Consider the following 12,836-nt stretch of genomic DNA (forward strand, 5'->3'; position numbering starts at 1 on the left):
CTTACAAAAAGAAAATAACCTAATAAAATGCATCCTCAAAATGCTTAAATGATACATTCCCCTTCTGGTCTTTATATACTGCTATTATATCAAATCTGATATCCTTATGCCAGTCTTTTTCATGGACATAATGATCAGCCGCTGAAATTATAAGTTCGCTTTTTTTGTAATCCACAAACTCCTCTGCAAATCCATACCCTGTTCCACTTCTAAATTTAATTTCTACAAAAATCAGAATCCCCTTATACTTCATGATCAGATCTATCTCTGCATGCCTGTACCGATAATTGGACTGGATAAATTCATATCCTTTAGCCACTAGCCATTCAGCAGCCAGACGCTCGGCTTCATTCCCCCTATCATTATGCTGTGCCATAGTAAATAATTGTTTAATTTTGGGAAGACAAAAATTTCAGTAATCAGTCGTATACAGATCACTTTTACAACCACAATGCAAGCTTAAGCATGAATAAATTTAAAAATAAAAAAGTAAAATTTATAGATCTTGGTTTAAAAGATTATCAAGATACCTGGGCATATCAAGAGGCACTTTTTGCAGAGACTGTATCTACGAAAATAGAAAACAGAAAGATACCTGAAGAAAGTCATAAAAACACGGACAATTATCTCCTATTCGTTGAACATCCACATGTATATACGCTCGGTAAAAGCGGAGATACCACGCATCTACTATTAGACACGGAAGGACTGAAGGAAAAAAATGCCACATTTTATAAAACAAACCGTGGTGGTGATATAACTTATCATGGTCCGGGCCAATTAGTGGGATACCCACTTCTAGATCTTGATAATTTTTTTACTGATATTCACCGGTATCTCCGGCTATTGGAAGAATCCATAATCCTTACACTGAAAGATTATGGTATAGATGGAGGTCGTATAGATGGACTTACCGGAGTATGGATTGATCATATCGAAAAGAAAAACCCAAGAAAAATCTGTGCTTTAGGAGTAAAATCCAGCCGATGGGTAACCATGCATGGGTTTGCATTCAACTTAAACGTAGATCTTTCGTATTTTAACAACATAATCCCCTGTGGTATATCTGACAAAGCGGTAACATCCCTTCAACAAGAGCTGGGAGAAGAAGTTGACATGGAAATAGCAAAGATCAGGGTAAAGAAACATTTGGCAGAATTGTTTGAAATGGAATTAATTGATTCCGAGCCCCCCGTAGTAGCTAACAGACAGGACGAGAACTGAATAAAAAAATGATCAAAGACATAGAATTTCATCCTGTGACAGGACTGAAACTGGCGATAGCCAAAGAAGAAGTAAACGGGAAAATTGAATGGAGTGTATATATCATTAACCTTAATCTAATAGAACTTCATACCCTCATGGTCACCTCCAGAGGATATGGTGTTATAGAAGGCGAAGAAAAGAAAACTTCCACGCTTAGGCATATGATAGAGGAACTGAAGGCACAAAGTATAGCGAAGATCGAACCCATAGATCCGGCTTTATTTGCATTGACAAATGAATTTTGGGTAAGTTATTATATCTTAGATCAAATATTTGATAAAAAATTTATCTTCGTGGCAGGCAGTATGGAACCTGATAATATTATATATATACCTGAATTAGGATTATACGGAGTGCTACATTCATAAAAAATGATCAGATGGCGGATTTTTTCAGTGACCTGCGGAATATTCTTTTTTTGGATATAGAAACAGTTTCCCAGACCGGAAGGTTGGAAGAACTGGACACCAGATTACAATCTGAGTGGCTAAAAAAACACCAGCAGATCATAAAAGATGAAAATATTTCACCCGAAGATTCCTATTTCCAAAAAGGGGGAATCTATGCGGAATTTGGGCAGGTGATTTGTGTGGGTGTTGGATATTATGTATACAACCCTGATGAGGATAAGTTACACTTTCGTACAAAGACCTTTGGAGCTGCTTCAGAAAATGAAATTTTGTGGCAATTTAGAGAACTGCTTGAAAAGAAAAGATGGACCCTCTGCGCGCACAATGGAAAGGAGTTTGATTTTCCATATTTATGCAGGCGAATGCTAGTGAATCAGATCCCTTTACCGGATGTGCTTCAGCTGGCTGGCAAACGACCCTGGGAAATCAGACATATAGATACTTTGGAACTATGGAAGTTCGGCGATTATAAACATTATACTCGACTTGAACTTTTAGCTGCCTTATTTGGAATTGCCAGTTCAAAAGAAGACATTGATGGAAGTCAGGTCAATGAAACTTATTATAAGGATCAAGGTTTAGATACTATAAGGCTATACTGCCTAAGGGATGTCGAAGTGACTGCCCGCTTATATCTGGCTTATCAAGGACTTCCTTCAGATTTACAAATTGAAATAGTAAATCTGGATCAAGAGAAAGATCCCTCATCACCCGAAGCAGAATAAGGTGCTTCGATTTTATATTATAAAACCAAACAATAAATTTTTATGGGAAGAAAAACAGGAAAAAATAAAGGCGAAAAAGTAATGGATTCTTCACAGTTAGCAAGAACCATCCTTAATTTTTTGGATAACAATTATGGTGAAGAATATTCATCCAAACAAATGATAAAAAAGCTGGAATTACGAAATCCAGCTTCCAAAAATAATGTGGAGCCTATATTACAGCAACTGGTAAAAGCTGGTTCAGTAAGTAAAAGTCCACGCAATATGTATTCCTCCACCAAAGATCCAGAATTCATCACAGGGAGAGTAGATTACGTAAACCCAAGGTTTGCCTTTATCATACCAGAAGACAGGGAGCGTTATCCTACAGATATCCAAGTCAAGGAAAATGACCTAAAAAACGCTCTAGACGGAGATACCGTAAGGATAATGGTCTATCCAAACAAGGGAAGATCGGGAAGGCAAGAAGGCAAGGTACTGGAAGTGGTGGAGCGATCACGTGACGAATTCGTTGGTAGGATAGAAATTTCGCCTAGATTTGCCTTTGTAGTGGCTGATTTTAAAAAGATGCATCACGATATCTTCATTAAAAAGAGTGACCTGCTGGGAGCGGAGCATAACCAGAAAGTGGTGGTTAAAATGACAGAATGGAGAAATGAAGATAAAAACCCCACCGGAGTAGTAACTCGAGTGCTGGGTGAAGCCGGAAATCATGAGGTAGAAATCCATTCTATTATGGCAGAATTCGGATTGCCTTTTGACTATCCCGAAGAGGTGGAACATGAAGCTGCGGAAATAAGTGACCAAATTACTGACAAAGAAATCTCGGAAAGAAAAGACTTTAGAAGCATCACAACGTTTACCATCGATCCGGCAGATGCCAAAGATTTTGACGATGCCATTTCCTATAGGAAAATGGACAATGGACATTTGGAAATAGGCGTCCACATAGCAGATGTTACACATTACGTAAAGCCTAAAACCTTGCTCGAAAAAGAAGCGCTGGACAGGGCTACATCCGTATACCTGGTCGATAGGACTATTCCTATGCTGCCGGAAAGATTGAGCAACGGGCTGTGTTCTCTCCGGCCCAACGAGGACAAATTAACCTTCTCCTGCGTATTTGAATTGGATGAAAATGGGGAGGTACATAAACAATGGATCGGCAGGACAGTAATACATTCTGACAGGAGATTTGCCTATGAAGATGCCCAAGCCAATATAGACGCACAGTCCGGAGACTTCTATGAAGAACTGATCATATTAAATAACCTGGCAAAAAAAATACGTAAAAAGCGGTTTCAAAAAGGTGCCATCAACTTTGAAACTGTAGAAGTGAAATTTAAACTGGCAGAGGATGGAACTCCGATCGGGCTTATGGTCAAAGAGCGAAAAGACATCCATAAGATGATAGAAGAATTTATGCTTCTTGCCAATCGAACCGTAGCTGAATTTATATATAATAAAAATAAAGGGAACGACACCTTTGTATACCGGACTCACGATTATCCTGATATGGAAAGGTTAAACACCTTTTCTAACTTTGCCATTAAATTTGGGCACGAAGTTAAACTGGATGAAGAAAATAGGATTTCCTTTGTACTGAATAAGCTCATGGAAGATATTCAGGGTAAACCTGAACAAAATGTGTTGGAGCAGTTAGCCATAAGAAGTATGGCCAAAGCAAAATATACCACTGAACCAAAAGGACACTTTGGCCTAGCTTTTAAACACTATACGCATTTCACCTCCCCTATCCGTAGATATCCGGACATGATGGTACACAGATTACTGCAGCACTATCTAGATGGGGGCAAATCTCCTGACAAAGAACCATGGGAAGATAAAAGTGTGCATTCATCTGAAAGGGAAAAAAGGGCTTCTGATGCTGAAAGAGCTTCCATTAAATATAAACAGGTAGAGTTTATGGCCCTTGCTGAAGTGAAAGATTACGAAGGAATAATTTCCGGTATTACAGAATGGGGTATCTTTGTAGAAATTACTGAAACTAAATGTGAAGGGATGATCCGGTTACAAACACTCAACGATGACTATTATGAATTTGATGAAAAACACATGCGCCTGATCGGCTCCAAAAATAAAAAAATGATAACCCTTGGTGACAAGGTTAAAGTCCGTGTAGTCAATACGGATATTGATAGAAGAACCATTGACTTGGAATTTGCAAAGGATGAGTAATATAAAAGAATTTAATACCCGACTGCTGATGGAGAATTTAGAAAACCACCTGAAGCAGTTCCATTATGGCGAGTACCCCGTAGAGTTATATCAGCCCATCTCCTACATCATGAACCTGGGAGGCAAAAGGATCAGACCTTTGCTTACCCTTCTTGCTTACTCTCTCTATAAGCAAGATTACAAAAGTATCCTTACTCCTGCTACGGCTATTGAAGTATTCCATAATTTCACCCTAATGCATGATGATATCATGGATAAAGCACCTCTAAGAAGAGGTGAGCAAACGGTCCACGAAAAATGGAATGCCAATACCGCCATCCTATCAGGTGATGTGATGCTGGTAAAGGCTTATGACATGTTATTAGAAATTGACCCTATAATACTCCCCTCCATCCTGAAAAAATTCAATAAAACCGCAGCTGAAGTTTGTGAAGGACAGCAGCTGGATATGACCTTCGAACAGCTAGAAGATGTATCAGAACATGACTACATTGAAATGATCAAGCTAAAAACTGCCGTTCTGCTGGGTTTTTCGTTGGAATTTGGGGCACTACTGGCAGGTGCGTCTGATCATGACGCCCAAAGTCTCTATAATTTCGGTGTCAATATAGGTATAGGCTTTCAATTAAAAGATGACCTATTGGATGTATATGCAGACAAAGCAAAGTTTGGAAAACAGGTAGGAGGAGATATCATGTCCAATAAAAAAACATTTTTATTGATAAAAGCGAAAGAACTGGCAAATAGCCACCAAAAACTATTGCTTTCTAGCTTCATGAAAATGCAGGCGGTAGACAATGAAAAAAAAGTAAAAGAAGTTACTGCTATCTATGATGAATTAAATATAAAACCACTGACAGAAAAAAAGATGGCCTCTTATTTCCAAAATGGTTTTGATCAACTTTCTGCTATCCAGGTCAATAATCCAGCTGTTCTTCAGCAATTAATTCAATTGACGGAAGATTTAATAAACAGAGAAAAATAAGATGGACATATCTATCACTATAATACTTATTGCCCTCACCTGTGTAACATCCTTTCTAGCCTTCCGAAATCCTCAAATGATGGGAAGATGGATGTTTACTCCTTATCATATCAGAACCGAAAATCAATTAGATAGATTTATATTAAGTGGTTTTATTCATAAAGATGGTACCCATCTTTTGTTTAATATGTTCACATTCTATTTTTTCGGTAACATGGTTGAAGAGTTTCTGGAATATTATATGGGGCAGATTACCGGTGGTTTAGTCTATGTTCTATTTTACTTAATTGCCATTATCATTTCCGATATCCCCACCTATATAAAGCAGAAAAACAATCCTCATTATCATGCATTAGGAGCATCTGGAGGAGTCTCAGCTACGGTTTTTGCAAGCATTATGTTAGTACCGCTATCTAATATTTGCATATTCGGAATTCTATGCCTTCCTGGATTTATCTTGGGCATATTATTTTTAATATATTCAGTGGTGAAAGGTATGCAGGATAAGGATGGTATCAACCATGATGCTCATTTATACGGAGCACTTTTTGGTATTTTATTCATTTTTATCCTTACTCCCCAATCTGCCGTCAGCTTTTACGAACAGATTATTCATTATAGGCCATTTTAAATGATGGTAGTGCCCTATTGTCTCCATACGATCTAAATAGTTAAGTATAAAAAATCAAAGGCTGCTCCAAGGTGGGCAGCCTTTTAATTTTAAGCAAATGTATTAAAGGAATCCTAATAAAGGTAGGTTATCCTTTATTTTTCTGCAGTTGCCTTACTAGTTTGTCTGTGACACTTTTTAGCATGGGCACTAAATTTTCACCGTTGTCTTCGGCAAATACATCATTGCCCGGAACTCCCAGTTTCATCCCTACGGTATTATTGGTATTACCAGATCCTTCGGTTTTGAAATAGACATCGGCCCATATAATTTCAGGGGTAAAGCGTAACAGCTTATCCAGACAAGAACGTACTTCCTGCTGAACCGAATCGCCGACATTCATATCCACCGACTGGATATCTACTTTAATCCCTTTGTAATTTTCTGTGTAATTCATATCTAAGTTTTTAAATTAAAAGTACTATTTATATTAAACCTTTATAGGCAGGGTTTTTGTTTAACTTATTAGAATCCAATTTTATTTTTTGGACATATTATATTTCTAACCAAAATTTCATCTTATATGGAAATCTTTAATAGAACCCAATTCGAAAATCTTGCCAAAAAAACAGGAAACTGTATAGTATCCATTTATATACCTACCAATAAGCAAAGTACAGACAGTTACCAATCAGACAAAACCAACTTTAAGAACCAGTTACAGGAAACAGAAATAGAGCTGAAAAGTAAATGTGGACTGGAGGAAAAAGAAGCCAAAGCATTTTTAAAACCCGGGTATGATCTTTTGGAGGATTATGAATTCTGGAAGCACAATTCGGATATGTTAGCATTTTTCATTGCAGACGGTGAAGTGGAGTACTATAGAGTTCCCATTCATTTGCCAAAAAGCTTACATTTTGCGGGTAAAAGACCCTTTCTAATCCCCATTTTGCCACAACTAACAGGCGATGGCCACTTTTATCTATTATACCTCAACCTGGACAGAATCCGGTTATTTGAAGCTACCAAAAATACGATAGATGAAATTGAAATAGACCCAGTAGCTGTAGCAGTATCTTTTACAGAAGAAGAAGAGCGGGATGAAAACCAGGCATCTCTTCAGGGACAAGGTGGCGTAGGCAATGCAGGAGTAATGCACCATGGACATGCCAAAGGATCTGATGAGGAGAAAAAGGTTACCATTCTGAATTATTTCCATAGAATGACTAACATGCTTGAACCGATATTAAATAAGAACCCATTGCCGTTATATATTGCAGGGGTAGATTATCTGATCCCGCTCTTCAGACAGGCTAGCAAATACAACCACCTTCAGGAGGGTCACGTAAGCGGGGCCCAATATAATAAAGCAGATGACCTGAGAGAACTTCATGAAAAAGCCTGGAAGGTAGCGGAACCATATTTTGAAAAAGAGAGGGTTTCCCGTAAAGAAGATTTTGGCTTTAAAGCTTCAAAAAACCTGGCCATATCCAATGACAACGCCAAGCTGATCAAAGCCTCTATTACCGGTGGTGTAGACACACTTTTGGTAAACAAAAATCACGAACATCTTTGGGGGACGTTTGATGAAGAAAATTTTAAGGTCAATTTTGATGACAGCGCCAATGAAGACAATCATTGTCTGATAGACCTGGCAGCAGTTAAAGTAAAAGAAAATGGTGGAAAAGTATATATGGTAGATTCGGAGAATATGCCGGAAGACACCCTTATAGCAGGAACACTGCGATATGAACTTTAAAACTGTTCAATTATAACTATAGAAAAAGCGGGATAATAGGCCCGCTTTTTCTATAACTGATAACTCAGGATATTAAATAAACGAATTGTAATTGATGAAAGATGGTCATATCCAATCTGAAAAGGCAAATCAATAACAATAGATTTTTATTAGAAGGAGCTTGGTTTTACTTTAATTGTTTTTACGGCAAGTAAATACTTTTAGTCAAACCACTAGGTAAGGATCGAATGACCCGGGAGGAAGATTAAAATAGGGGTAACATCGCACCTGCTTCCTACAGAAAAGCCATATCCGGTGAGACAATTAATTTTCCCAACAGTAAATTTACCCTTATCGACTATTGGGACACTAAGTCAAAAATTATGCTTAAAAGAACTGCACTTTTTGCAGGATATCGAGAAATTTTTGGTCGTAAATCCTGGGACTTGATCAAGGTAACAAACAGCAGGTAGGCTTTTTTATTGAAAATATAAACCTGGAATCAAATACTTTTTTACATAATCGATGATTTATCAAAACTATAAAAAGTAAATGCTTATACATCTCCATATTTGATCCCGATAAATGGTATAATTATAGCTAAAGGAGATTGAGCGAAAGGCTAGGTGGTTTATCAGAGCGTAGCTAAATCTATAAAGATCAAAAGTCTTTTTTGGATTACATCAATAATGGAGACACTTAAATTTCAGTGCTAGCAAGTGATTGTAACAGCATCAGGATTAACTCCAACCTTGAAAGGAAAAAATAACTATAAGAAAATGGTCTGTATTTTTCCCCTAGCTTTTCTTCCCTACCGGATACTGATCAGGTAGAGGTTACTTTGAATGGATATACAAAGATAACTGTATACAATCGAAATAGATATTGAACATAAGGAATTATAGATGGCGATATATTCTTAACTCCCCCATTAGAAATTTAAAGGCAATGGGCAGAAAAAAACCTCAAGTTTATATTGAGGTTTTTTCTTGGTTATTCAGCTTTATCATACAATTTCTCCAGATGTGGAATTCCTTTCACCATCCAATCTGGAGCTGGCATATCCATCAGATAATGATCGAAATATGCTTTCATTCTGGTCTGAAAATCTTTCTGGTTTGCTTCATTGGTCAGATGATGACCTTCATTGGGATAGGACAGGAAAATTACCTCTTTGCCCATTCTGCGGGCTGCATTATATAACTCCAGTCCCTGGGACCAGTCTACTGCACCATCTTTTGTTCCATGGAGGATGAGAAAAGGGGTATTGATATTTTGGATATGATACATGGGGTTTTCTCTCTGGTAGATCTCACGGTGTGTCCAGGGGGTCACTCCCCTTCCCATTCTTACCTGCCCGATCTCCATGATTCCATGGTGGACGGTACCTGAGCTTCCGTAGATGTTGTTATAGAAGCTTTCCAGATTGGTAGGCGGTGCTCCGGTGACAATGCATTTAAACATATCTGTCAGGGTCAGTATGAAAGAAGTTTGGTAACCACTCCAGCTATGGCCCTGAAGCCCGATGTTATCCTTGTCGGCATATCCTGATTCGATCAGCTTATTAGCCGCTGAAATAATCCCATCTAAGGCACTGGTACCCGGACGGCCTTCCTCAAATACATTATCCGGCATGAATACCATATAGCCATTACTGGCATAGGTTGACATATGCGGTCGATCATCATATACAGGCATAGAGTACTGATGGTGGCGGTCTGACATTTTCTCATAAAAATAAATTATGGTAGGATACTGTTTGCCCTCCTCGTAATCAGCAGGTAATGTCAGTGTCCCCTGTAACTTGATACCTCTGCTGTTTGTATAGTCCACTAATTTTCTACTTCCCCATTTATATTCATGTTGATGGGGATTGGCATTGGTGATCATTTTAGGAGAAGTGAATTGGATATTGCTTACATGGTAGTTGGGAAATTCGTTAAAAGTCTGCTTTGTAAACACCACCTTGTCTGCAAGCCTTGCTTTGTGAAGAGATCCTACCATAGCATCTTCAAAAATCAAAGGTTGTGGATCATTACCTTTGGTTACAGTATAGTATCCGCTCTTTTTTGTCCACTCGCCGTAGGCATTAAGCATTAAAGGCTTACTCAGATCTATCCACTCTTCATCGGTATTTATGTTTTCATACCTGAATCTGATTTCGTTTTTCGACCCTATGCGGGTAAGGTTTTCAGCTTTAGAGCCATCTATGGCAAGGAGCCACAAATCATATTGATGGTTTACGATCACATATCGGCCATCTTTTGACCATCCTGCTACTCCATATGGAGGCTTTTCATGAGGATAAGGATGGTCCATATCCATAAAGCTGACAGCTGCAAGTCTAGATACGTTATGTTTTTGATCTTTATCCAGATCATATATCCAAAGTGCAGAGTCTTTTTGATAAATATAGTGTTTTCCGTCAGGAGATATTTCAAGGGCCCTGTTAACTTCTTCAGCAAACTTGGTTTTTTTACCGGTCTTTATATCTATCCTGTAAAGATCGGAGGGAGTGACTCCCCAATTTATATCACTTAGGTATGGTTTATCGTCCACTCCTACCTTATACCTGCTGTGGCGGGAGGTGATCAGACGGTCCATGTTTTCATCAGCTAGCTGAACATATTGATTATCCTCAAAGTGAAAGACGGCCGTTTTGGTAGCTTTTCTATCCCTGCTTCCCCTCACCATTTGTACTGATTGAATCCTATCATCATTCCAATGCCACACATCTACATTAGCTATGGTATCTTTGCTCATCTTAATCTTAGGACTTTGAGCTTTTATACCAAACCAGATGGCTTTGCCGTTTTCTATAAAATATGCTTTGCTGTTATCACTGATGACATGATCTGCGAGTTTTTCGTTATTGATTTTGAGTTCAAATTTGGTGGGTTTCTTATCCAGATCGGTAAACACCAGTAGTGCATTAGGGTTCTCTGTCAATGTATCCACTTCGTTTCCCTTCAGCACGGTGAGCTTACGGCCTTTAGAAACTATATCTTTTCTTTGTATTCCCACATCGTCCCATGCCAGGTGTTGATAGATTGCCTCATCCCCATCGAGCAGCGTGATAATGTGAGTTTTTAAATTTATATGATAAACTCCATTGCCATTCTTTTCATTGGCATCTACTAGATAGGCAAGCATATCGCCACGCTTATTAAAGCTAAATTCTGATACGTTTCCTATGTTTAATACTGCGCCTGATTCTAGATTATGAATAAGGAGGTCGGTGCCTTTGCTTGTAGTTTTGTCATCTTCTGCCTTGGATCTTTTTACTGCCCAGTATTTTCCGTCTGCCGTAAATTTAGCTTCTTCTGCCCGTATTACTGATATGGATTTGTCAAAATCCAAACCCATTAGATGAGCAGTCTTATAGACTGTTTTTTTGTTCTTCTTAAGTTGCTCTTCTTCTTTCTTGTCAGGCTTGGTAAAATACGAAAAATATTTGCTATCATCTGAAAATACAGCCATATGCCCAGTAGGAAAGCGCTCAATTTGATCATTAATCACATTCCTGATGTGCAGCGTATCATCGGCCCCATTGGGACTCAATGAATAGGCAAACCAGTTACCGTCATCTGATAGGACGGGCTGGGTGATGCTGGACCAGCGGGGGTAATCCGACAGTTGCACCGTTTTCTGCTGCGCCAATAAGGTATGCCCCAGTAGAAAACAAATAAATGATAGGTAAACGACTTTTTTCATTCTTGATTAATTTTTCTATTTGAACCTAAACTGCAAATAGAAAAAAAAGAATAAAAGTCCTTTTACACCTATGGTCAAGGACTAGGGTAATAGGAATAAAAAAAGGTCTTTCCCTTAAGAGAAAGACCTTCTGAATTCTTTAAATAAATGTAATTAAGCTTCAGCTGGAATTACATTTACATAAGACTTACCGTCAAATTTCTTTTTAAACTGTACTTGACCATCAGCAGTGGCAAATAACGTATGATCTTTACCCAATCCTACGTTTTGTCCTGGATGATGCTTTGTACCTCTCTGTCTTACGATGATATTACCTGCAATAACTACCTCGCCGCCAAATTTTTTGACACCAAGTCTCTTGCTATGTGATTCTCTACCGTTTCTGGAACTACCGACACCTTTCTTGTGAGCCATAACTTTAAATGTTTTAGGTTTCTAAGAAAACCTTATAGTGTAATGTTTTCGATTAGTACTTTGGTGAAATCCTGTCTGTGACCGTTTTTCTTCTTGTAACCTTTTCTTCTCTTCTTTTTGAAGACAATCACTTTATCACCTTTTACGTGTTCAAGAATTTTTCCTGATACCACTGCGCCTCCCAATAATGGGGCACCAATTGAGACAGTACCGTTGTCGTCTGCCAACAACACCTGATCAAATTTTACGGAAGCGTCAACATCACCCTGCATTAATGGTGCATAGATATATTGATCTTTTGTTACTTTGAACTGCTTTCCTGCTATGTTAACTATTGCGTACATGATATTGATATAAAGACTATTTATCAAATTGAGGTGCAAATATAGGAAGAATAATCAAAAAGCCAAAGTGTGTAAGCAAGAAAATAATTGTAATTATTTTGCTACCATCCAGTTACTTTGGCTTAAACACACTATAAACTCATATGAATGACAAACGCTTCTTTGTCAACGGCATAAAACAAAAACCCTAATATATGATTACGTTTATTAGATAAAAAATGGCATCATCCATTTTTCGATAAAAATATTATTTATGATTATAACATGATGTAAATCAATATATTAAAAGTTAAATAATAGATAAATATATTTTGACCGCGAGTTAATAAACCATTCAAATTATTCATTCCTTTTCATTTTATTTTTTTTTAAAAAATATAGGAACCCCTAAAAACGCCTCAAAAACAAAAGTATTACTTTAATATTAACCT

Annotated in this window: 12 protein-coding genes; 7 read left to right on the plus strand and 5 right to left on the minus strand. The window is 37.8% G+C overall.

Features of this window, described 5'->3' with window-relative positions; translation table 11 throughout:
- Positions 1–19 precede the first annotated feature (19 nt).
- Positions 20–376: a YraN family protein gene (locus tag EL17_RS15030; protein WP_035075799.1), complete on the minus strand. Its 357-nt coding sequence runs from the start codon at positions 374–376 to the stop codon at positions 20–22.
- 89 nt (positions 377–465) lie between these two features.
- On the opposite strand from EL17_RS15030, the gene lipB reads away from it, so the two are divergent.
- Genes lipB through EL17_RS15060 form a run of 6 tightly spaced genes read left to right on the plus strand, consistent with a single transcriptional unit; the run spans position 466 to position 6,216 of the window.
- On the plus strand, positions 466–1,224 hold the full coding sequence (gene lipB, locus EL17_RS15035; RefSeq protein WP_035075800.1) for a lipoyl(octanoyl) transferase LipB: 759 nt from the start codon (positions 466–468) through the stop codon (positions 1,222–1,224).
- An 8-nt stretch (positions 1,225–1,232) separates the two neighbouring features.
- Positions 1,233–1,634 (plus strand): hypothetical protein, encoded by a 402-nt coding sequence (locus tag EL17_RS15040; protein ID WP_035075801.1) that lies wholly within the window; start codon positions 1,233–1,235, stop codon positions 1,632–1,634.
- Between the two features lie 11 nt (positions 1,635–1,645).
- On the plus strand, positions 1,646–2,401 hold the full coding sequence (locus tag EL17_RS15045) for a 3'-5' exonuclease (protein WP_035075802.1): 756 nt from the start codon (positions 1,646–1,648) through the stop codon (positions 2,399–2,401).
- Positions 2,402–2,443: 42 nt separating this feature from the next.
- Positions 2,444–4,600, plus strand: a complete 2,157-nt coding sequence (rnr, locus tag EL17_RS15050) for a ribonuclease R (RefSeq protein ID WP_035075803.1) — start codon at positions 2,444–2,446, stop codon at positions 4,598–4,600.
- Positions 4,593–5,585: a polyprenyl synthetase family protein gene (locus EL17_RS15055; protein ID WP_035075804.1), complete on the plus strand. Its 993-nt coding sequence runs from the start codon at positions 4,593–4,595 to the stop codon at positions 5,583–5,585. Before rnr ends, EL17_RS15055 begins: the two co-directional genes overlap by 8 nt.
- Before the next feature lies 1 nt (position 5,586).
- Positions 5,587–6,216 carry a rhomboid family intramembrane serine protease gene (locus tag EL17_RS15060; protein ID WP_035075807.1) on the plus strand — a complete coding sequence of 210 codons (630 nt, stop codon included), beginning with the start codon at positions 5,587–5,589 and terminating at the stop codon, positions 6,214–6,216.
- A gap of 127 nt (positions 6,217–6,343) precedes the next feature.
- Here the strand turns inward: EL17_RS15060 and hpf are convergent, their stop codons facing one another.
- On the minus strand, positions 6,344–6,652 hold the full coding sequence (gene hpf / locus EL17_RS15065) for a ribosome hibernation-promoting factor, HPF/YfiA family (protein WP_035075809.1): 309 nt from the start codon (positions 6,650–6,652) through the stop codon (positions 6,344–6,346).
- A 126-nt stretch (positions 6,653–6,778) separates the two neighbouring features.
- Between hpf and EL17_RS15070 the strand changes: the two genes are divergently transcribed.
- A complete protein-coding gene (locus EL17_RS15070; RefSeq protein WP_035075811.1) occupies positions 6,779–7,954 on the plus strand; it encodes a baeRF7 domain-containing protein in 1,176 nt (391 codons plus the stop codon).
- Positions 7,955–8,926: 972 nt separating this feature from the next.
- Here the strand turns inward: EL17_RS15070 and EL17_RS15075 are convergent.
- From EL17_RS15075 to rplU, 3 genes are all read right to left on the minus strand, one after another.
- Complete coding sequence (locus EL17_RS15075; RefSeq protein WP_035075812.1) at positions 8,927–11,647, minus strand: S9 family peptidase; 2,721 nt, start codon at positions 11,645–11,647, stop codon at positions 8,927–8,929.
- A gap of 153 nt (positions 11,648–11,800) precedes the next feature.
- Complete coding sequence (gene rpmA / locus EL17_RS15080) at positions 11,801–12,061, minus strand: 50S ribosomal protein L27 (protein WP_035075814.1); 261 nt, start codon at positions 12,059–12,061, stop codon at positions 11,801–11,803.
- Positions 12,062–12,093: 32 nt separating this feature from the next.
- The gene (rplU, locus tag EL17_RS15085) at positions 12,094–12,405 is read right to left on the minus strand and encodes a 50S ribosomal protein L21 (protein WP_035075817.1); all 312 of its coding nucleotides are present in this window, start codon (positions 12,403–12,405) and stop codon (positions 12,094–12,096) included.
- Positions 12,406–12,836 lie beyond the last annotated feature (431 nt).

The sequence above is a fragment of the Anditalea andensis genome (assembly GCF_000714815.1).
Classification (GTDB): domain Bacteria; phylum Bacteroidota; class Bacteroidia; order Cytophagales; family Cyclobacteriaceae; genus Anditalea; species Anditalea andensis.